The sequence below is a fragment of the Microcoleus sp. T3_B1 genome, from assembly GCF_036700445.1.
GTDB lineage: Bacteria > Cyanobacteriota > Cyanobacteriia > Cyanobacteriales > Microcoleaceae > Microcoleus.
Genome location: NZ_JAUBOX010000056.1, coordinates 1 through 21,732, shown reverse-complemented (window position 1 = coordinate 21,732; position 21,732 = coordinate 1). Strand labels below are relative to the sequence as shown.

Annotated in this window: 20 protein-coding genes and 1 pseudogene; 7 read left to right on the top strand and 14 right to left on the bottom strand. The window is 45.4% G+C overall.

What is annotated here, in order from left to right; genetic code table 11:
- Positions 1 to 926, bottom strand: a 926-nt coding sequence (locus QT990_RS24490; protein ID WP_333465856.1) for a PA14 domain-containing protein, incomplete at its 3' end; no start/stop codon positions are given.
- Positions 927 to 1,340: 414 nt separating this feature from the next.
- On the opposite strand from QT990_RS24490, the gene QT990_RS24485 reads away from it, so the two are divergent.
- Positions 1,341 to 1,844, top strand: a complete 504-nt coding sequence (locus QT990_RS24485; protein ID WP_333465855.1) for a DNA-binding response regulator — start codon at positions 1,341 to 1,343, stop codon at positions 1,842 to 1,844.
- A gap of 276 nt (positions 1,845 to 2,120) precedes the next feature.
- The gene (locus QT990_RS24480; protein ID WP_445305449.1) at positions 2,121 to 2,957 is read left to right on the top strand and encodes an Rpn family recombination-promoting nuclease/putative transposase; all 837 of its coding nucleotides are present in this window, start codon (positions 2,121 to 2,123) and stop codon (positions 2,955 to 2,957) included.
- A 14-nt stretch (positions 2,958 to 2,971) separates the two neighbouring features.
- On the opposite strand, the gene QT990_RS24475 is transcribed toward QT990_RS24480, so the two are convergent.
- From QT990_RS24475 to msrA, 4 genes are all read right to left on the bottom strand, one after another.
- Entirely contained in the window at positions 2,972 to 3,550 is a 579-nt protein-coding gene (locus QT990_RS24475; protein WP_333411296.1) for a DUF948 domain-containing protein, read from the bottom strand.
- Between the two features lie 37 nt (positions 3,551 to 3,587).
- Positions 3,588 to 3,929 (bottom strand): YtxH domain-containing protein, encoded by a 342-nt coding sequence (locus QT990_RS24470; RefSeq protein WP_333105898.1) that lies wholly within the window; start codon positions 3,927 to 3,929, stop codon positions 3,588 to 3,590.
- Positions 3,930 to 4,050: 121 nt separating this feature from the next.
- The gene (locus tag QT990_RS24465) at positions 4,051 to 4,374 is read right to left on the bottom strand and encodes a hypothetical protein (RefSeq protein WP_333411295.1); all 324 of its coding nucleotides are present in this window, start codon (positions 4,372 to 4,374) and stop codon (positions 4,051 to 4,053) included.
- A 132-nt stretch (positions 4,375 to 4,506) separates the two neighbouring features.
- Positions 4,507 to 5,160 carry a peptide-methionine (S)-S-oxide reductase MsrA gene (gene msrA / locus QT990_RS24460; protein WP_333465853.1) on the bottom strand — a complete coding sequence of 218 codons (654 nt, stop codon included), beginning with the start codon at positions 5,158 to 5,160 and terminating at the stop codon, positions 4,507 to 4,509.
- Positions 5,161 to 5,477: 317 nt separating this feature from the next.
- Here msrA and QT990_RS24455 point away from each other — a divergent pair, with 317 nt between their 5' ends.
- Positions 5,478 to 5,615, top strand: a complete 138-nt coding sequence (locus QT990_RS24455) for a hypothetical protein (RefSeq protein ID WP_333144420.1) — start codon at positions 5,478 to 5,480, stop codon at positions 5,613 to 5,615.
- Positions 5,616 to 5,874: 259 nt separating this feature from the next.
- On the opposite strand, the gene QT990_RS24450 is transcribed toward QT990_RS24455, so the two are convergent.
- Positions 5,875 to 6,804, bottom strand: coding sequence for a DUF6999 family protein (locus QT990_RS24450; protein ID WP_333144421.1), 930 nt, complete (start codon positions 6,802 to 6,804; stop codon positions 5,875 to 5,877).
- Positions 6,804 to 8,672, bottom strand: coding sequence for a 3-oxoacyl-[acyl-carrier-protein] synthase III C-terminal domain-containing protein (locus QT990_RS24445; RefSeq protein WP_333465852.1), 1,869 nt, complete (start codon positions 8,670 to 8,672; stop codon positions 6,804 to 6,806). Before QT990_RS24445 ends, QT990_RS24450 begins: the two co-directional genes overlap by 1 nt.
- A gap of 246 nt (positions 8,673 to 8,918) precedes the next feature.
- Here QT990_RS24445 and QT990_RS24440 point away from each other — a divergent pair, with 246 nt between their 5' ends.
- Positions 8,919 to 9,935, top strand: a complete 1,017-nt coding sequence (locus QT990_RS24440) for a hypothetical protein (RefSeq protein ID WP_333465851.1) — start codon at positions 8,919 to 8,921, stop codon at positions 9,933 to 9,935.
- 237 nt (positions 9,936 to 10,172) lie between these two features.
- Here the strand turns inward: QT990_RS24440 and serS are convergent, their stop codons facing one another.
- The 6 genes and pseudogenes from serS to QT990_RS24410 all read right to left on the bottom strand — a co-directional run bounded on the left by serS (position 10,173) and on the right by QT990_RS24410 (position 17,270).
- Positions 10,173 to 11,453, bottom strand: coding sequence for a serine--tRNA ligase (serS, locus tag QT990_RS24435; protein ID WP_333105906.1), 1,281 nt, complete (start codon positions 11,451 to 11,453; stop codon positions 10,173 to 10,175).
- A 505-nt stretch (positions 11,454 to 11,958) separates the two neighbouring features.
- Positions 11,959 to 12,639: an iron uptake porin gene (locus QT990_RS24430; RefSeq protein WP_333465867.1), complete on the bottom strand. Its 681-nt coding sequence runs from the start codon at positions 12,637 to 12,639 to the stop codon at positions 11,959 to 11,961.
- A 43-nt stretch (positions 12,640 to 12,682) separates the two neighbouring features.
- A pseudogene (locus QT990_RS24425) lies at positions 12,683 to 13,228 on the bottom strand (iron uptake porin); the annotation flags it as partial.
- A 233-nt stretch (positions 13,229 to 13,461) separates the two neighbouring features.
- Complete coding sequence (locus QT990_RS24420; protein ID WP_333144425.1) at positions 13,462 to 14,466, bottom strand: ABC transporter permease subunit; 1,005 nt, start codon at positions 14,464 to 14,466, stop codon at positions 13,462 to 13,464.
- A complete protein-coding gene (locus tag QT990_RS24415; RefSeq protein WP_333144426.1) occupies positions 14,463 to 16,007 on the bottom strand; it encodes a sugar ABC transporter ATP-binding protein in 1,545 nt (514 codons plus the stop codon). Before QT990_RS24415 ends, QT990_RS24420 begins: the two co-directional genes overlap by 4 nt.
- Positions 16,008 to 16,223: 216 nt before the next feature.
- Positions 16,224 to 17,270 carry an ABC transporter substrate-binding protein gene (locus tag QT990_RS24410; protein ID WP_333465850.1) on the bottom strand — a complete coding sequence of 349 codons (1,047 nt, stop codon included), beginning with the start codon at positions 17,268 to 17,270 and terminating at the stop codon, positions 16,224 to 16,226.
- A 766-nt stretch (positions 17,271 to 18,036) separates the two neighbouring features.
- Between QT990_RS24410 and QT990_RS24405 the strand changes: the two genes are divergently transcribed.
- The 3 genes from QT990_RS24405 to QT990_RS24395 all read left to right on the top strand — a co-directional run bounded on the left by QT990_RS24405 (position 18,037) and on the right by QT990_RS24395 (position 21,078).
- Entirely contained in the window at positions 18,037 to 19,203 is a 1,167-nt protein-coding gene (locus QT990_RS24405; protein WP_333144428.1) for a glycosyltransferase family 4 protein, read from the top strand.
- Between the two features lie 212 nt (positions 19,204 to 19,415).
- Positions 19,416 to 20,570 (top strand): transposase, encoded by a 1,155-nt coding sequence (locus QT990_RS24400; protein WP_333144429.1) that lies wholly within the window; start codon positions 19,416 to 19,418, stop codon positions 20,568 to 20,570.
- Between the two features lie 127 nt (positions 20,571 to 20,697).
- A complete protein-coding gene (locus tag QT990_RS24395) occupies positions 20,698 to 21,078 on the top strand; it encodes a hypothetical protein (RefSeq protein WP_333105913.1) in 381 nt (126 codons plus the stop codon).
- A 264-nt stretch (positions 21,079 to 21,342) separates the two neighbouring features.
- On the opposite strand, the gene QT990_RS24390 is transcribed toward QT990_RS24395, so the two are convergent.
- Complete coding sequence (locus QT990_RS24390; protein ID WP_333144430.1) at positions 21,343 to 21,591, bottom strand: chlororespiratory reduction protein 7; 249 nt, start codon at positions 21,589 to 21,591, stop codon at positions 21,343 to 21,345.
- Positions 21,592 to 21,732: the final 141 nt, after the last annotated feature.

Genomic DNA, 21,732 nt, shown 5'->3' with positions numbered 1-21,732 from the left:
CCTCCCTGGAAATTAAAGGAACCTGTCCAACGAGCCGAAAATTGATCGTTCCTCACTCCATTACCAGGTCCACCAGTACCCCAGTCGTAATTGATAGAATTGTCATAACGGCTGAAGACAGGGGTACCTGTTAAATTAATATTGTTAAAATATTCAGCTTTCCATTGACTCAACTGCTTCTCCACTAAATATTGGTGTCCGTCGATCACAACACTATCGCGATCGTCCTTACTCTTCAACCCCTGAAGCTCACCGTGACTCAACTCCTTACCCTGAACGATCGCCCCAAAAATCGCCCCCTCATCTCCCGGTGAATCCGTAATATTCAACCGCGCATCAACAGAGTGCCCGATTTCTTCCAGCAACACATCCGCAACCGCCGCCGGATTCGCCCCATTCTGAGCTAAAAATTCCTTCGATAAATAAATCGTATCCGTCGCCGCAGCAAAAGCCCCATTCGCCCCACCAATCTCAGCAGACGAGACAATCTTCACTTGCGGAATATCCCTAAAATCTCCCTGAAACCATCCTTCTGCTAAGGTTTTCGCAGCCGCAGCATCCCAGTTTTCCCCAAAAGGCACATTCAGCTTAGCTGCGAAATCTGGCCCGGCCGCAAACTTACTCAAATCCCCATAAACCTCTGACATCGCCTGACCTGTTAGCAAATCGACAGAGCTATCCGGTAAACTGCTGTTGGAGTCCGTACTTGCCCCATTAGCCATCCGGGTTAGCAAATCGTCAGGCAAGATGATATTGTCATAGGCTTCAGGCATTAAAGTCGGGAGATTAACTTCCTGACCAACACCCCCCGTTAGCACACGGTTAGCATCTAGCTGCGGGATAATAGCCTTAGTCGGTTCTAGGCTGGCATTCCAAGGTGCGATCGCACTTTCGTTATTAAATTCAGGCGTGAAAAAATTAGACACGTTATTCCCTCGTGTTGATTAGAGACAAGTACATAGACTTGCCCTGTGTTTGCTTGGATTAAATAAACTGTTTGTTGTAAAAGCCGATCGGCCGATCGCCCTCATGAACCCTTAGCCCCGATGAACCGCAACAGTAGCGGTACTTCTAAAGCTCTATTTATCTATCAGGCTGAGTCCGCAAGTTTTATGCAAAATACTGCTTTTTTGTTACAAAACTTTCTTAGCGCCGTCTGCCTTTTGCAAATACTAGCTTTGACGTTAGTGGAAGCGATCGCGCCTCCCCGTCAATCTAAGTATTTACACTTAGGTCTTTAGTCTTAGTATAATACTACACTAGCTACCGATACCAAGCAACTAACAAACGCTAGCAATTTCCGTTATGCTGTCGTTAGTCACATCTCACCACACCCGACAATGGTACCAAAGGAAGACTTATTTGCCGAAGCCGCGAAACACTGGGACTTAGAAAGGCTGTACCAAGCTTTTGCAGAAGCTAAACGGCAAATCTCACCTCGATCGCGCAGGGGACTAACAGAAACAGAAAAACTTTACCTCCGAGGATTGCTTTCCGGTTGCAGTCCCGCCGAAATCGCCCGCCAACTGTTTCAGAGTTCCAAAAGTGCAGAGGTTTATTTATGTAAAACTTTATACCAATATGTTAAAAAACTCGCAGATGTACCTAACGAACCTGTAGGAAATTGGCGCAATATTTGCGATCGGCTACAGGAAGCCGGATATAAAAATCAGTCTTCTCCTGAATTTAAAATAAATAATTCTGTACCTACAGAAGCATTAGTAAAAATAGTTGGTATAGGTGTGATTGAGAAAAATACAGTATCAATTGATATTAACATTCGACTAGAATTTCCCTCAACTTCAGAAACTCCGAAAACAGAAGATTTGGATAAAGACGGTTAGATGGGCGATCGCCCATCTAGTAACTAATCTAACTGAAGGGATCTCGCCCCTCAAGCACCAATCTTACTGAAAAGCTTTGCGATCTAATCATACCCTCAACCAAAGAGCATAAATGCTATAATCCAATACGCTTGGGCCCGTGGAAAATTGTAGGGAAAATGTTGGGTTTCGTTCCTCAACCCAACCTACCCACGATCGGTTTTTTTAGCACTAACTGAACCGTATTGTACTATAATGTTAATCGAGAACGATTCCTTCACAGGCGACGTTTCACAAATGAGATTTATCAATCCCAAAACAGATTTTGCCTTTAAAAAAATCTTCGGCGACGAACAAAACAAAGAAATCCTCATCAGTTTTCTCAACGCCATCCTCTACCAAGGTAATTCTGCGATCGAATCTTTAGAAATCCTCAATCCCTATCAACCCCCCAAAATTAGAGGAGTTAAAGATACTTACTTAGATATCCGAGCCAAGCTGAATAACGAGCAAACAGTCATTATCAAAATGCAGGTATTGAATATAGAAGGCTTTGAAAAGCGGATATTGTACAATGCTGCTAAAGCTTATTCGATTCAACTAGACACAGGAGTAGATTACACCCTACTCAATCCGGTAATTGCCTTAACTATTACTGACTTTGAAATGTTTCCCAATCTCGACAAAGTAATTTCCCGCTTTGTCCTCAAAGAAAGAGATTATCTGGTTGACTATCTAATTTACGATATCGAGTTAGTGTTTGTTGAATTACCGAAATTCGGCAAAAAATTAGAAGAATTAGAAACTCTAACCGATAAGTGGATATATTTTCTGAAAAATGCCAAAAGTTTAGAAGTTGTACCGGAACAAATGGGAGAAGTCCAGGCAATTCAGAAAGCTTTTGAAGTTGCGAATCGCGCCGATTTAACGCGCGAAGAGTTGGAAGATTTAGAACATCAGGAAATTTACATACAAGACCAGCGGAATGCTACTATTAAAGCTGTGAAGCAGGCTGTGAAAGCAAAAGCGATCGAAATTGCCAAAGGACTTCTGGATGTATTAGATGAAGCAACGATCGCTCAAACAACAGGATTGAGTATGGAGGAAATTCAAAAGTTGAAACAAGCAAGGTAAAAAGCGATCGACTATCAAGAATCCTTCGACACTTCCTCAAACTCTTCAGCATCCCCCGGCAAACCAGAACCCTCGCTACTCCTCAACCTGGGCGATTCCCCATTACTCGCACCGGCACCGTAAACCCCAGAATACCTGTCCTCCAAACCCGAATCCCTCACCGAAAGCGCACTTCTTTGACTCGGCGACAATCTATCTGTCGATCGGCGATTTGTCCCAGAAATCGGTGGCTTGCGAGTTAAAGTTTTCCAAGCAGCCTTAACCCCAGTCACCAGGCTGCGAGTAGTTACCTGCACATTTTGCGCCTGCTTTTTGGCGCTACCAATACTTCGATCGACCTGTTTGACAACCTCGCCCGCACTTTGTACTCCCTCGCTGACATCATCCGTCAACTCGCTAATTTCCAGCCCCGTCAAGCGAATCGCCTCCAAAGTGGGCGGAAATTCGCGAGAAAGCGTATCAGCGAGCTTTTCCACGCTGCGGGCCGCCCGGGCCAGCGCTTGCACTGCAGGTATTAAAGTCACTAAAACAGCAGTCAGGCTAACTGCCACTAGCAAAATCGAAAGTCCTAGCCAAAATATGGGATCACTCACTTGAATCTGGGATTGAGGGTGGAGAATTTCATGCCATTTAGCGGATGGGAGGGCGCGACGGGGGACTCACTTCAGCTTCAGTTTCCGACAGGGTTTGGCGTTCCCGCTGAGTCGCTTCCAAACCTGCCGCGATCGCCTCTTTGAGTCTAATCAAAGTTTCGTCCCAATTTCGGATTGCAGTTTCAGAAAGTCGATCGGCCTGCAACTGCACGCTAGTCGATAAATCCTCCGCCAACTCCGGCAAAGCATCGGCCGATTTTTTCAATATCTGCCGCGTCTCCTTGCCGGGTCGCGGTGCCATCAGCAAGCCAGTCACGGCCCCGATCGCAGAACCCACAAGCAAACCGCCAATAAATAATCCTGAACGTTTAGTTGACATTTTTATAACTTCTCTCCATACACCAATTTTAGGGGCGTTTGCCCGATCGCAGCCCTTTACAAAGGTAGAAATATTGTTGAAAACCCTAGGGAGTCAGCACAGGCGGCAATTTTAGGATAGCTTACCTCAAACGTCGATCGCGCCTGGACCAAAGCATCCGTCCCAAACCCAGCAATCCCAAAAGTTGCTGAACCTGTTGCAGTTGCAATTCCAGTTGTTGATAACGTCGTCGTAGTTGGCGGGTACCTTGCTGCCTTTTACCAAGGAAATCCGGCGACATACTGAGGACATTGCTGCTGCGGCGTTCCATTGCTGCGATCCGCATTTCAAAACGTGCGATCGTCCGCCTGATTTTCCCCACCTTCGCAGCTATATAAAAACAGACCAGAGATATCATTAAATTGATAATTACCACACCAGCCAGCATTATTTTACCTGCTTTCAACTAATCCCTTTGACCATCTCAATAACCTTTCAGTCGTCTTCAGACGACTTAAGCTTTGAGGCAGGGGTTTAAACCCCTGCCGGACTGCCGGACTATTGCAACAGCCCCAAAAAACTACCCCTTGTAAAAGTTTTAAGCCTGAGACATAGCAGGCAAACAAACCTTAGTACCGCCCAAACCGCAATAACCATTCGGGTTTTTAGCAAGATACTGCTGATGATAGCTTTCTGCGTAATAAAACTCAGGAGCATCAATAATTTCAGTGGTAATCTTGCCGTAACCGGCCGGAGTCAAAGCCTGCTGGTAGGCATCGCGCGAAGCTTCAGCTAGCTGCTTTTGGCTGGCTGAATATGTGTAAATGCCCGATCGATACTGAGTACCAGAATCATTGCCCTGACGCATTCCTTGAGTAGGATTGTGACTTTCCCAAAAAACTTTGAGCAGCGTTTCGTAACTAATTACTTTCGGATCGAACACAACCAGAACTACTTCATTATGTCCCGTCATCCCGCTGCAAACTTCGTTGTAAGTAGGATTCGGAGTAATCCCCGCCGCGTAGCCAACAGCCGTCGAAAAAACTCCATTTTGCTGCCAAAATTTGCGTTCCGCTCCCCAAAAACAGCCCAGGCCAAACAACGCAGTCTCCATGCCGTTTGGAAAGGGAGGTTTGAGCGGATTGCCGTTAACAAAGTGAGTTGTCGGTACCGACATCGACTCTGCCCGCCCCGGCAAGGCTTCTTGGGGAGAGGGCAGGCTCGACTTTTTGCCAAATCCAAATAGCACCATAAGTTTGTGAGGGGATCTCTGATAAACGTCTTTACCTTACTTAATAATATCAGATGTATACTGAAAATAGTGGTCTTCTTAAAGGTAGAAGGTAAAAACCAGAAGGCAGATTTTTTTTACAGAAGGTTTTTGGTGATACAGCTCACTGCCAACGCAGTTTTAAATCACATTAGGCAGTGTTCTAGGTCACCAAAACATACCTAAAATATCACCTATTGTTCAGGTATAAATCACGCGGATTTTAGGCAAAATATCCGATTATTAAAGGTATGGTGTTGTAGTAGTTATTCAATACCATTTATTGGGAGTGTGTAGAAATGGGCGCTAAACCTTGCAGTCAACCTTTAAAATCTAATCCGTTTATTACTTACCGCGACCCACTTACAGGCAAGTGGATTGTCGTAAGTCAAAATTTGCCCCAAGCCGCAGAACAAGCACAGCTAGCAGCAGCTTGACTTTTCCTATTAATTTTATACCTGAAAAATCAACTATAATTTCAGATTGCGTAGGGGCGGGTTTTACCAACCCTCTATGTCGGAAACGAATAATCTGACAAACCCGCCCTCCCAAGACGAACAATCCAAATGTACATTTTTTCGATGCGAACACAGACAGGGTTGATGTAGATTATTCGTTGTGTGGGGGCGGGTTTATCTAGATTGTTTGCGCTTCTTAAATATTATTTGTAAAACCCGCCCCTACGGGTATTTAGGGTTATTTAATCGGAGTTGAGTTCATCTCTTTTTGGAGTTCCAAATACCGATAGAGATATTCCGAAACTATCCCGTGCAAAAACAAGTCGCGTGCCGCATTAAACGGACTGTTTGGTGCTAGCGGATGGCGATTGACAATTACATGATTCCAGTCGCAATTTCCGGTAATCTCGCTGACGTACAGTCCGAAGTTTTCATCTAACTGAAGCGACATCACTGCTCGCGCAAATTCGTCGCTAGTCAAACACAGAGAATAAAAGACTTTAAACAATTCGATCGCCGATTCTAAATCCAGAATATTTAGCCATCTGCGTTTTTCAAAATCTATGACCACTTCTACTGGTTGAATACTATCATAATTTATTCCCCGTTTTTTGACGACTTGCAACCAGTTAGGATTTGTCAGCATTGCTTGGTTGTAATCCCAGACAAAGTTATAGAGAATTAAGTCGTGTTCGAGAAACGCATTCTCAGCTAAATCGCTAACAGTACGCGGATAAAGCTTTGACTTTTCTATCTGGGTGTCGGGGCCGTTGTCAATCAAGAAGTTGATAATGTTGGAGCCGATGCAGATGTGTCGGACAATTAAATAACAAGCTTCGGGCGAGACAAAGTTATTTAGGAAAAATGCAGCCGATTTGTGCATTAAAGTGTAAGCGCGGAATTGAAATGGCAACAGGCGCTTTGTTGTCATAATTACCGCCAGCAACAAGTTAGCAATTACTTTGATCGGAATCAGCAAATAACTGCGAGTCCAGTTTTGCAAATCCCGGATCATGTAGGCTTTTGCCACTAAATCGACGGGAATAGATCGATCGCAAAATAGCACATCCCAAACATTCGGATCTCGGCGGTTGTAGGGTTTGGTAGCGTAAGGGATTTTTCGCTCATCTGGGAGATTTTCGGTATCTTGTTTTTGCAGCTTTTGCATTAGCGAATTTCCTCCAATTGCAGCAAATATAAACGAGCAGTTACGCGAGCGGTTTTGACAATGCGGCGGGCAATATCATCTGTCATCCATTCGGCATTAATCAAATTTTCCAGTTTGGCTAAATGCGACTCGTCATTCGATCCGTGATAAGCTAAAAACGATACTTGTTCGGATTGCAAACCGAGAGTTTCTTGAATTTGTTTTGCCCACTTTCCCGCCAACCGATTGCCCAAACCTTCGATAATAAACATACTGCCAATTAAATCAACCGGATTGTCCCGCGATGCTTGGTGAAAGATAAAAGCTGATAGTGCTTCGCTGCCAATATTCTTATCATATTCCACAATTTTTGCCAATTCACCGCCCACAGAAACATAATTTTGTTCTAGCATTTGATAGTCGCGGTGTTCGTCTTGAGCATGGCCGATAAAAGTCGATCGCAGGCGAAAGTCACTCATGTTAGAAGCAGCGCGAGCAATCCAGCGAGCTCCCTCTACAACTTGCGGCCGGAGATTGCACAGCAAAGCTTGATAATCTTCTATTGTAAACTCTCCTCGGTACAATTTGCGGACAATGGGAACAGAACGAATTTCGCGATCGAACTTCAGCCAAATCCAGGCTAACTCCCGCAACAAATAAGCTTGCGGAGAGTTGGGGTGTTCGGGTTTAACGCTTTCGAGAGGCGAAGCTTCCGGAACCTCGTGAAAGTTAGAAAATTGAGAACTCATAGGCTTATGGGTATTTTCCACAGCAGTTAACATCATATATGCCGTTGTAAAGCGCCCGCTTTCCGGGACAAAACAAAAGATTTTCTGTCCCGGCTGCAACTTGCCCGAATTGAACAATTCCTCTAACATTAAATAAATCGAGGCGCAGCCTGTATTTCCCCGTGTGTATAAGTTGGTAAACCATTTTTCTTCAGGAATCATGCAGCCTGCTTGTTCCAGAAGTTCCACAATTTGCCCCCGGAAAAAGTGAGACGAATAGTGGCACAGCAGCCAGTCGATTTCCTGCGGACAAACTCTCCCGGCTTTAATCAACCGCAGCCAACCTTCAACGCCTAATTTCATTACATTTTCCAGCAAGCGAATATTCTGCCGCAAGTCAAAAGCTCCTGCTGTGGCTGCATCGAGGTAGGAGGAATAATCCAGCCAGCTTTTAGTGGATGTTTCGTTGGCTAATCCTGAATACATACAAACAGGATAAGCATTGGCGTGAGAAACGAGTTCAATCCATTCTATTTTTAAACTAATTCCTGTTGCGCTGGGATGGTTTTGGATCAACAATGATCCGGCACCGTCGGAGAGCATCCAGCGGAGAAATTCTGTATCGAAAGACAGGGTTTTTCCCGCTTGCAGTGAAGTCTCTGTTTCAAATTTGGTGTTTTTGAACAGGCGCGAGGGAAATTCGGAAGCGACGGCAATGGCGGTTTGTTTTTTGCCGAGTTCGATTTGAGAGGCGGCGTAATTTAAAGCACTAACTCCGGCACAGCAAACTCCTTGAGTTGACACTATTTCTAGGGGAGATAATTCGGAAAGTTCCCCATGTACTGTGCTGGCAAATCCCGGTACTAATAAATCTGGTAAAGTAGTAGCGCAGGCCAATAAGTCGATCGCCCCTGGTTCCAAATTTGCCTGGGCGATCGCGTCACGGACGGCAAACGCGGCCATTTGGCTGTTAGAATATAGTGTTTGCTGCTGTTTGTCGATCGCGTAGTAGCGCTGTTGAATCCCGTTGCTGTTGAGAATTCGCTGCCTGACTCTCGAAGGGCGCGAGGCAATTTTGCCAAGATATTCTTCCATCTCATCATTATTAATCGGTTCTCCCGGCAAAAATTTTCCAATCCGATTGATATAAGCACTGTACATGGCGTAAACCTCCAAAGTTGCTAATTTAGTCGGGTGCGTTGGTTTCTTAAATCAAGCCAGAAAACATCTAAAATTGATTGTGCTGTGTGAAGCAGTGAACTTGCAAGGAGCAAGCAGCTATCTTGTAGAGTCGCCGGAAATCAGGCAAGTTGAGCAACAGAGGCAACAAGTAACCTGAAGTGGGGTGAAGTTTATGGTAATTGAGCCAATATGTAACTAGAGTTCCTTAGCTGCTTCCCGACTGAAATGGATATTGCAAAACTAGATACTTGGTATTCTCCTTCTCAACGCCGCACGGCTGTTTCGCTGTTGATGAAACGAGTAGGCGTAACTCGCACTAGGGCTGAATGCTTTATCAGGCTTTGGGTTTACTTATCGGTGAAACAGCTTCAGGAAAGCCAGCCCCGTATCAAACCACCGCTGGCGAAACTGGAAGTGCCAGCAACAGAAGTGCAGTGCACTCACCGGGAAGCCGCCGAACTATTTTACTGCGATTCCGATCGCGGGAGCGATCGCGCCGCCGGAATGATGTTAGATAAATTAGCAGCACTCGGATTAATCGCAAAACACTTTGACGGTAACACTACGGCAATTCAAATTCAACCAGTTTCAGAAATTTTCGAGGGCGCCGAACCTCAAAATCCTGTACAACTCCAATTAGATGATTTCAACCCTCGGTGCGACGCAATTATCGTTGCCAATTTATTAGCTACCAATTACAACTGGATGAACCGCAACACTAACGCCGTTCCCCACAAAATTGCTAAAATACTCCGGCTTTTTGCCAGTCAATACTCAAAGGGAATGCGAGTTTTGCGGCGCTCAGATAACCTCAATCCAGTCGGGTTTTACTTACTTTATCCCACAGTTAGCGAATCTGAAGTCAATTTTTTTAACGCTCCTAGCAAAAGCCTTCATTTAAGTTCTATTTCCGATATCGATCCTTTCAATATGGCGCTACCAGGAGATATAAATTGCCAGTCAGTATTTATCCGCAGTTGGATGATCGATCCGCAGTATTTGTCAGAATACCGCATTGCTTTTCTCGAAGACGCCCAAAAAGTTTTAGGCGAAATGCAAACAGATTTTCCAAATCTTTGCGACTTGTACACCCTGATGATTCACCCCATGTACGAAAAACAGTCCCGGGCTTTGGGATTTCAGAAGACTAGCAGCGATAGTCAGTTATCTGTTTACTGGATGTATCTAGCATTGGATAGATTTTTAGCGTTGGATATCAAGGAAGCATTAGTTAAACTATAAATTACCACGTCGATGATTCAGCGGTTGAAACCGCTACTACACAAACAAAGATGATTCGGCGGACTAAGAAATAAGGAGGATATTTATGCCTGATTTGGTATAATTAGAGCCACTTCAAAAAACAGAAGATCCAGAACCCCGACTTCTTGAAGAAGTCGGGGTTCTAACAGTGTTACTTCTTAGTCTCGCGTTGCGCGGACTTCGTTTGTATAGTCGCGATTTCAATCGCCGAGTGACTTATAAAACTTCCCGTCCCAAATAGGGTTGTAAGGCTTCCGGCACTTTTATAGTTCCGTCGGGCTGCTGGTAATTCTCCAAAATTGCCGCCATTGTCCGGCCCACAGCTAAACCGGAACCGTTGAGGGCGTGAACGAATTGAGTGCCTTTTTTACCCGCTTCTTTAAAGCGAATATTTGCCCGCCGCGCCTGAAAATCTGCGACGTTGGAACAACTGGAAATCTCGCGGTATTTGCCCGCAGATGGCAGCCACACCTCTAAATCGTAGGTTTTGGCAGCAGCGAAACCCAAGTCGCCGGTACACAGTACGATCGCCCGATAAGGCAATTTCAGCGCCTGCAAAACTCCCTCAGCATCCTGCACTAACTTTTCGTGTTCTGCCTCGGAGGTACTCGGATGCACGAGTTTCACCAATTCAACTTTATTAAATTGATGCAACCGAATTAATCCCCGCGTATCTTTGCCGTAACTGCCAGCTTCGCGGCGAAAACAAGGAGTATAAGAACAGTGATAAATTGGCAACTGTTCTGCTGTCAAAATTTCACCTCTGTACAAATTGACAACCGGAACTTCGGAAGTAGGAATTAGCCACAAATCATCTTGGTCGCACTTGAAACTTTCTTCAGCAAATTTGGGTAATTGACCCGTAGCGGTGAGGGATTCAGTGTTAACTAAAAATGGGGGAATGACTTCTACATAACCTGCTTTTGTGTGGCGATCCAGCATGAATTGAATAATCGCTCTTTCCAGGGCTGCACCAGCCCCCATTAAGCTTACAAAGCGGGGCTGAGCGATTTTAACTGCCCGTTCAAAGTTGATAATTCCTAATTTTTCGCCGATTTCCCAGTGCGGTAAAATACCGGAATTTTGGGGAATGTATTCGTCTCCCCAGCGCCGGATTTCGACGTTTTCCTCTTCATTTTTGCCGATCGGCGTTGACGAACCCGGCAAGTTTGGCAGCGGTAGCAATAAAGCTTCTATTTGAGCTTTTAGCTCTTTTTCCTGTGCTTGCAATTCGTTCGACTCGGTGCCGACTGCGTTGCCTTCTGCCTGCAGTTCCTGAATTTCGGGAGATTCGAGGGGTAAACCCGATTTTCTTTTTTGACCGATGAGTTTGGCAATTTCGTTGCTGCGGGCTTGTAGTTGCGATCGCTTGCCTTCCAACTCCCGCTGCTGTTTGTCTAATTGCAAAATCGGCTCGATTTCATAGTTACCTCCCCGCAGGTTGAGGCTTTCTTGCACGGCTTGCGGGTTTTCTCGGATTAATTTGAGGTCTAGCACAGATTTATTCTAAATCTTAAATTTTAGATCGGCTGGGACAGAACGAGATGATATAGAAGCTTTGTTAATCATTGGCATATTAAATCATAATTTATTCTGACCTAAATTCCTCGTTGGGTGTCACCCCTGAAGGGTGACACCCCACAAATGTATGTTATAGTTGCAAATATTAGTAGATGCACCCTGATAATTTTCTACCCCAGCCAGCGATGGTAGGGGTTTTTTGTTGTGTGGCATCGAATTGAGATCAATTCCGGTTGCACCGTCAGGTGATTGTTGACTGTTGACTGTTGACTGTTGACGGGCGGGTCGAAAAACTGAATGGTTGAGTGTTAACTGTTGACTCGATTTTATTATTCCGATGCCACCGCAAACGATATGAAGCCCTGGATGCACTATCAGTCTAAAAAACCCGGTTTCTCGCGATTATCGTCTCAAATGAGGCAATTACGTTAAGAAACTGGGTTTTTGCGTCCTGGACTAGGTTAGTAAAATATCTTTCCGGTTAAAAGTTAAAGCCAGTGCGAAGCAACCAAACCCATTGAGTTTCGTTGCGGCTGTCATTCTCAGGATTAACAACGACCCAAGCAGCAGGGGTGATGGAAATGTTGTCGTTGACCTGAAAGCGATAGAAGGCTTCAATGTGATAGGAAGTATCTCGCTCGCGGCGGACATTACTGCTCGTCACGCGACCTGGTAAACCGACCAAAATACCGGGTAGGTTGCCTTCACCTCCCACATCTGGGAAACTTATCCCGATCGCTGCATACACAATATCGGCGCGATCGTCACCGTCAACATTTAGCAAAACCACGCCACCTCTACCATCAGAAACGCTGCTAACACCAGAATTTTCTGCATTGGCGCGAGTATAAACGCCCCAACCGTGAACTTGCAACCGGGGAGCAAGGCGGTAGAATCCTTGTACGCCTACAGAATCGCTGGATGTAGCAATATTGTCCCCAAACGGTCGCGCAGCCAGAAAACTGCCCGTACCGCCTGTGAGATCGGCTTTACCGCTTGGTGCAAAGGTACGAGAATAGGCTACGCCAATTGCTCCGCGATCGCTCCGGTAGGCAAGCTGAACCAGAGCATTGTATGAACCGTTGAATAAACCGTTACTTTGCTGCGAGAGATTGGGATTTCCGCCTACATAGCCCACAGTCAGGGTGAGGTTTTTGACGATCGTCCAGTTGGCAGCAGCACCGCCACCTCCCCGGCGGTAGAGGGGTATCTGTTACCACCACGATAATTTCCGCATTCAGCTTCGTCGTAGTCGAGAACTGATTCGCTTCTAGTTCGGCTGTGCGTGCATCGAGAGCATCGACTCGACCCCGCAACACCGATAATTCTGTTGCAAATTCTTCTTGCAGTTTTTGGACGATCGCTAAATCTTCCCCAGTAATCTGGTTGGTTGTTCCTGCGGCAATTAGTTCGCTGACTCGATCGAGACAGCTATTCAATCCTGCGGCAAATTCGTACCGCGTCAGCGCCCGGTTTCCTCTGTAAGTTCCATCGGGATAACCGACAATGCAGCCGTAGCGTTCTACTAAAGATTGCAGCGCCTGAAACGCCCAGTCAGTAGGTTTTACATCCGAGAGTTGAGACACAGAATTCACCTGCGCGAAGGGTTTTTCTGTCAAGGTATTTAACGGTTCATGAGCAACTAATCTATCAATTGGAACCGCAAAAGTTGGGGATGATGTTAGTAGAAATACAGCAGGTGTTCCCAGTATAAAAGCAATAATCAGGGGAGGAAAATGGTGGATGTGCATAGGACAAAGCTCCACATAAAAACCGATATTGCATCATTCTCAAGAACGGGCTCTCCGGCCCGTTCCACAAAAAAATTCACTCTTTGTGGAACGGGCCGGAGAGCCCGTTCCTAAACAAGTAATTGAGAAAGGTGCAATATCTCAGTTACATCCGTTAAATTCGTTACAGAATCCTTTGCCGAACTTCCTTCTTCCTTTTCCCCCTTGGGGGGGCAGGGGGGGGTTGGCTTCCCCTACGCTGCGCTTGAACCTGTGCGAACTTTGTCAATAGTCACTGCGATAATTATCACCAGACCTTTCACAACTAACTGCCAGAAGAAAGACACATTCATGAGAGTTAGTCCATTGTTGAGCAGGGCAATAATTAAAGCCCCCAGCAAAGTACCCCAAATAGTGCCAATTCCACCTGTAAAACTCGTTCCTCCCAAAATTACAGCAGCGATCGCATCTAATTCGTAGCCTTGCCCCAACATCCCCGTCGCACTGTAGAGACGGGACGCGCTCATAATTCCACCTAAACCAGAAAGCAACCCACTCACGCCATAGACAAATAACAGCACGCGACTCACCTTAATACCTGTCAATCGTGCTGCCCGAATGTTGCCTCCCACGGCATAAATATGCCTTCCGAGAACAGTCCGCCGCAAGACAAACCAACTCGCTAGAACTGCAAGGAAAGCGATAATAACCAACCAGGGAATTGGGCCGACATAATTGTTACCTACCCAAGCAAAATTCAGATTTCTATTGATAACGGTAGTGCCGTTAGCGACTAAATAAGCAACTCCCCGCAAAGCTGTGTAAGAACCGAGGGTGACGATGAACGGAGGCAAACCTAAATAGGCAACTAGCGAGCCGTTAAGCAATCCCAAAAAGACTCCGGCTATTAAGGCAGCCGGTACTGCAAACCAACCGAGACCTGGAACTAAGGAAACCAGCACCCCGACAACTGCAGTCACGCCCAAAATTGACCCTACTGAAAGGTCAATTCCGCCCGTCAAAATCACAAAAGTCATGCCGGTAGCTAGGACAATATTGATCGATGCTTGCCGGATGACATTGATCAAATTTCCTACTGAAAGAAAGTTGGGCGTTACCAGGGAAAAAATGATACAGATACCAACCAAAATCGGCAGGATACCGGCTACTTGGATAAAATTTCTCCAAGCTTGAGCTTTACTGCCTTTTTGGCGATCGCTCCCTGAATTTCTGCTGGTTTTTGTTTGGGTTTGACTCATGATTTTACTACCTCTTTTGCACCAGTGGCATAAGCCATAATGTTTTCTTGCGTAATTGCTTCCCCAGTCGATCCGCCTACTTCACCGACGAGGCTTCCTGCTCGCATCACTAAGACGCGATCGCTCATTCCCACAATTTCCGGCAATTCGCTGGAAATCATCAAAATAGCTACACCTTTGGCTGCCAAATCGCTAATAATTCGATAAATTTCGCTTTTTGCGCCAATGTCCACACCCCGCGTCGGTTCATCTAGCAAAAGCACCTTTGGGTTGATAGCCAACCAACGCGCTAGCAGCAACTTCTGCTGATTTCCCCCAGACAGATCCATTGCCCTGATGCTCGGACTTGCAAGGCGAATCTGCAAATTATTAATAGCATCATTGACAACTTTCAACAGAAAATTTGAGTTAATAATGCCAGCTTTTGCTTCTCGATCGAGGACATTCATGGTGATATTCTCACCCGAACTTGCCTCCAAAAATAGTCCGAGAGCCTTGCGATCTTCTGGCACGTAAGCAATTCCGGCGGCCATTCCTTCATCGGGTGTCGAGACATTGAGAGGACGACCTTCCAGTTTTATTTCACCGCTTACCTTCCGATCTGCACCAAAAATTAGGCGGGCAAGTTCTGTTCTGCCGGCGCCAACTAAACCAGCTAAACCCAGAATTTCGCCCGCATGAATTTGAAAAGTGGTCGGCTTTACTTTGCGGCCGTCGCTTAAATTTGTTACCTCAAGAACAACAGCACCCGGTGTTATTTGATGCTTGTTTTCGTACAAATCCTGTAAAGAACGACCCACCATCATTTCCACCAGGCGATTGGCAGAAATTTCGTGCTTTTCAAGAGAGCCAATATACCCGCCATCTCGGATGACGCTCACGCGATCGGCAAGGGCATAAATTTCTGCCATTCTGTGGCTGATATAAATAATAGCAATGCCCTCATTCCGCAAGCGGCGAACCACTTCAAAAAGCTTATCTGTTTCGCGGTCTGAAAGCGCTGCCGTCGGCTCGTCCATCACTAAAATTCGGCTTTTATCTTTTAGCGCTCTAGCTATTTCCACTTGCTGCTGTTCGGCAATTGAAAGTGTCGAAACCAGGTCTCCAGCCTCAAAATTTGCATCGAGGTTTTTCAAGACCTCAGATGCCTTGCGCCGCATTTCATCTTGGTCTAGAAATGTACCTCCTTTCTTGATCTCGCTGCCCATAAAAATGTTTTCAGCAACTGTCAGATTGGGGGCGAGATTGAGTTCTTGATAAATAATTGCTATCCCTAAATCTCTGGCTTGAGCGGGGTCTGTCATCTTAACAGCTTCGCCGTCAATTCTGATTTCGCCTGCATCGGCTATGTAGGCTCCCGCCAGAATTTTCATCAGCGTACTTTTGCCCGCACCGTTTTCCCCCATGAGGGCGTGGACTTCGCCTGGGTAAACGGTGATATTTACATCGTGCAAGGCTATAAAACCGTTAAAGGTTTTTTTAATACCTTGCATTTCGAGGACGGGCTTAGTTTGGATTGAATTTTTAGTGCTATTTACCATCGTAAATACCGTAAGAAAATCTGCTTGACTATTAAACTTAGATCCCCCCTAGCCCCCCCAAGGGCGGGCACGGGGGCACCGCCCCTACGAAGGGGGGGACAAGATTCCGATCAAAGTCAACCCCTACTCCCCAACAACCAGGGGGATTTAGGGGGATCTAGACTCGGGTAAAAACGAGATTCCTCAAGGGTTTTAGTCTTAACTTGGCACTAATGGTCACTCACTTGTCCAGCCTTTATGTTGATTGACGTTTTCGCGAGTAATCAGCGCGACTGGAATCAGAATGTTTGGATTGGCTGGCTTTTTCCCTTTCCGAATGTCGTTCCCGACTTCAACTGCCTTCGCTGCCATGCGAAATGGATCTTGAGCTGCTGTAGCCACAAATAAACTGTTGTTCTGCTTGAGGGCATCTAAAGCTTCAGGTGCACCATCGACTCCAACAATAAAGAACTCGCTTCTTTGTGCCTGTTTGGCTGCTAATTCTGCACCAATGGCACAGGGGTCATTAATTGCAAAAACCGCATCAATTTTTGGGAAGGAAGTAAGCAAATCGCTCATAACTCTCAACCCGCCATCGCGGCTGCCTTCAGCGTTCTGATCTTTGGAAAGAACTTTGAGATCGGGATATTTGGAGAGCACACTCTGGCAACCCTGAACTCGCTCGACCACTGAAGCGACGGGAGGCCCGTTGATAATCACAACGCTGCCTTTTCCTTTCAAGCGATCGGCTATATATTGACAGCTTACTTCGCCAGCTTGCACGTTATTTGAAGTAACTGTGGCATCAACGCCTCCCTCGGCGGCGGTATCAACTGCAATTATCGGAATTCCGGCTTGCTTGGCTTTTTCGACAACCGGGGCAATGCCTTTGGTGTCAGCAGCATTGAGTACAATCATGCTGACATTAGAGGCAATAAAGTTTTCGATTTGATTAAATTGCTGATTTAAATCGTCGCCGCTGGAAACGAGAGTTGTCCTCACGTTTGCACCGCCGATTTTCTTGGCTGCGGCCTCAGCACCCTTGCCAACTTGTACGAAGAATGGATTGCCGAGGTCACGGACTGCTACAGCAACTGATGAAAGTTCAGAGTTGCTTTTTTCCGTGCTGTTTTGAGCGTTCTGGGAAGCTGCGGCGCAACTTGCCAGAGTGCTGCTGAGTAGACTAAAAAGACTGAGTGCGATCGTTACTCGTTTCACCTCAAACTCCAATGAAGGATCGTTTGGAGAGAGTTGCTCGTAAATATGACGTTGCCAACCTAACATTAGCTTTGGTCAGGTTTAAGCTCGAATACCTAATTTTTTAGGTGACAGGCTTTTCCTCGTACATGATTGTACAAAACCTTGTTTGTTTTCTTCTCGTAAAACTTTCTGGCTCGGCTCGTTAGACTGCTTGTGCGAACAGACAATATACGAATATCCAGGCTCTGTGTTCCCTGCGAAAAAATCAACGAGGCTTGATTTTTTTAAAGGCTTTATGAGCATTAATTTGAGCAGTATCTGAGAAAATTTTAGGAGAATATTTTCGACAAAATTTTTCAGAAATTGTGTTTAAAACCTGGCAGAGTCATATTAAATTTAACTCTCTATATTTGCTGATGATAACAGTTCAATACTGGCTCGATATCTATCTTTGGATAGACAAAACTTTTAGCACAAACTAAAGATGCGAGAGCCTATATCGCCACCGATCTGCTAATCTGCAGTCGGGTCGGACGCGCTGCGCCAACTTAATAAATCTTAAATTTTGCTTGGGTAGGATATTGTAAAAAATCATTAAGTTTACAGTCAATTACGGTAGATTATAGTAAACTGCAAACAAAGTCTCGCACTCACCGATGCAGCCCGTTAAAAAGCCCTAGTAAAAAAGCAGATAGTCGCTCAAAACCAACGGTGAGAGTAGGCGAGTCAAATATTTGCCTGTAAAACCTACAACTACAGTCATATTGACATGGTTTAAAAGCTCTGGATCATGGCGATCGCCCGGATTGGCAAAATCACTACTATACTGCAATAATTGTCTGCGCTGTCAATGCCTAAATCTGAGATGCGATCGACAAATCACCTATTCTGTTTCCTAGAAATATTTGCCAGCGAAGGCGGCATACAATCCTACGTTAAAGACATTTTCAAAGCTTACCTGTCCATAACCGCAAACACGACCTCGCCGCCACAAGCTGAAGTTTTGCTGTTGCGAGATTCCGAAGAATGCAACAATCCTTACGAGTCAAGAAATCTGAAATTTTATTATCTCAAAACCGAGAATCTCTGGTTTGGTCGTCTTAATTTTGCTACAGTATTACTAACTCGCTTGCTGCAAAAACGACCGCAGCGGGTTTTTTGCGGTCACATCAAACTCGCACCGCTAATTCAAATTCTGTGCCAACCCTTGGGAATTCCCTACACAATTTTAACTTACGGCAAGGAAGTGTGGGAACCGCTTGGGCCCAAATATCAAACAGCAATGAGTAAAGCTGACAGTATTTGGACTATTAGCAGGTACACGCGCGACCGCACTTGCAAAATTAACCAATTAAATCCTGAAAAGTTCCAAATAGTGCCTTGTACGGTAGATGTAAATATATTTACGACTCGGCACAAGCCACAGGATTTATTAGAGCAGTACAATTTGGTTGGTGCTAAAATATTGATGACTGTAGCCAGATTGCGATCGAGCGATATTTACAAAGGCGTCGATGTCACAATTCAAGCTTTGCCGCAAATAGCCGAAACTTTTCCGAATGTGAAATACTTAGTTATTGGCAGAGGAGACGATCGATCTAGATTAGCCAAACTCGCTGATGACTTGGGAGTTACCGAAAGAGTAATATTTGCGGGTTTTGTACCGACAGAAAATTTAGCAGCACATTACCAGTTGGCCGATGCTTATGTAATGCCCTCCCAGGAAGGGTTCGGTATAGTTTATTTGGAAGCGCTGGCTTGCGGAGTACCCGTACTCGCGGGGGACGCAGACGGGTCAGCCGATCCGCTGCAAGATGGTAAACTGGGATGGCGAGTTCCCCACCGAGATTCAGCAGCAGTAGCGGTTGCTTGTGTGGAAATGCTGCGAGGGGAGGATAAAAGGTGCGATCGCCACTGGTTGAGGGAACAAACCCTCGCAAGATTTAGTGTTGAATCCCTTTGTCAATCATTACTAGGAATTTTTCAACCCTCTGACTCAGATAAGCTTATGCCGTAGAGAGCGGTTTCTGGGTGTACAATGGGAAAATTAACTCGATCGACAGCCTGAATTTGTGAGTAGGATAGAGGTGATACTAAACGGCAGTTTCGTATACTTTTGGTGACATTAAAGACATATTGGACAAAAAAACACCGTTTTCTTGTCTTTTGTGGGCTGCGACTGGTAAAATTAGTATCCGAAGAAGGCAGTCCTGACTCTCTCCCCAGCCTATGTACGCCCTAAAGCTAGAACTCAAACTCAACAATTCAGAACGTACAAGGATGGCGCGACACGCCGGTTACGCTCGGTTTTGCTATAACTTGGCTCGTACCCTTTACTTGGGCGTGATGGATATCAAAGTTAGCCGTACTCGAAAAATTGCCCTCATCAAAAAAACCTTCACAAACTTCATCAAAAAACAACCAGAATATCAATGGACTAACACTTTATCATCTCGCGTTTATCAAAATGCTTTCCGGGCCTTCAATAGCGCCCTAGAACGCTTTTTTAACGGGGTCAGTGGCTTTCCTAATTTCAAACGCAAGAAAGGCGGGGACTCCTTTACCGTAGACAGCAGCAATGGGCCAATATTTCTGAGAGCTGGAAATCGGATAAAAATTCCCACATTGGGAACGTTTCGCCTGAAAGAATCTATCGGGTACAACTGTTGCTCTCAAACATTTACCATCAGCCGTAGGGCCGAAAAATGGTATGTCAGTTTTACAATAAAAGCTGACAGAATCCCCCCTTTGTATCATGAAGTATGCGAACCGACAGGCATAGATTTAGGAGTTTCCACCTTTGCCACCTTGAGTGACGGTACGGTATACCAACTGCCAAATTCCCTAAAAAAAGCGAAAATCAAGCTAGGGAAACTACAGTACCGCAATCGAAACAAGCAATTAGGCAATAGAAAACTTGGGATTGAAGCCTCGAAAAACGCTCAGAAATTTTATCGCAATCAGGCTAAACAACACGCCGATATTGCTCAGGGGCGACGAGATTTCTTGCAGAAAACAACGACAGAAATCAGTCAGAAGTATGCTCACATCCGCATCGAAGATTTAAATGTTTCTGGGATGGTGGCCAATCACAAACTGGCTTCTTCAGTAGTAGACTCAGGATTTTATGAATTTCGACGCTTTCTCACTTATAAATCTCCCATTTACGGCACTGTTGTCGAACTGGTAGATAGATGGTATCCCTCATCTAAAACTTGCTCAAGCTGCAGCCACGTTCAACCGATGCCACTTCAAGCGCGAATGTTTGTTTGTGAGTCTTGCGGTAACAATTGTCATCGAGACTTGAATGCTGCGATTAATTTAGCATCAGTCCCAAAAGATCGAGTAAGGATGGCTAGTCCTGAATTAACGCCTGTTGAGTAGAAGGAGCCGACTCCCTACGCAGACACAGGAAATAAGTTTTAAGTGTCCGAGATGTCAGTCTTGTCCGCTTTATGTCAATCTTATGTAGCAGTTATGCCTACCTGCAAAGACACCCAAGGAGACCACCGTGAACCAAGGCAGCCCCAAAATATCTTTCAAGCTACCCCGTATTAGTAATTGGCTGATACTGCTGGGCATCGCGTGTTTGTTGGTGTCAATTGGTTTGGGTTGGGTAGTTAAATCAGTGTTGATTGTAGTAGCTTTTTTGTTGCTGACACCTGTGGTCGCATTTTTCGCGCTTCAGTGGTGGCTGAAACGCAATTTAATTGAAGATAAGTGTCCAGTTTGTCAATACGAATTTACAGCTTTAAATCAAACTCAGTTTCAGTGTGCCAACTGCGGCGAACCTCTGCAAATAGAGGAAGGTCATTTTAGTCGCTTGACACCGCCCGGTACGATCGATGTTACCGCAGTAGAAGTATCATCGGTTCAACAGTTAGAAGATTAACCATTGGGAATTGGGAATTGGGAATTGGGCATGGGGCATGGGGCATAGGGCATAGGGCATAAGTTATTTGTTGGTTGTTATTTGCTATTTGCTATTTGCTATTTGTTACCTGTTATTTGGTATTTGTTACTTGTTGGTTCTAATAACCAATTCTCCATGCCCGATGCCCGATTCCCGATGCCCGATTCCCGATGCCCGATTCCCGATGCCCGATTCCCGATGCCCGATGCCCGATGCCAGATGCCCAATGCGCGATGCCCAAAATTACTTTTCCAAGCGCACTGCATACCACTGCAAAAATTTTCCATACCCGACATCTAATTCACAATAAGTATCAATTAAATACTTGGCTTGAGCTTCCACGCCAGATATTTTATCCACCTCCTGCGGCAAATCTTCGTGTTCCTCGGCTAACACGGCTTTCAGCTTTTCTAACAGTTCCGCCGCAGTCAAAAACTGCTCTGGCTGGTTTGTTTCTAACACCACAAAGGTGTCTTCGTCATACAGTGACATAGTTTCAAAGGTTGAGGTTAATTATTTCTAAAGTTTCGTACACTTAAGCGAACCAAAGTATAAACTGCTACACAAATACTAGACAAGTCTCGACATTTGCTTCTTACTTCATCGGGAGCATGGGAGCGGTTATCCCTCAGT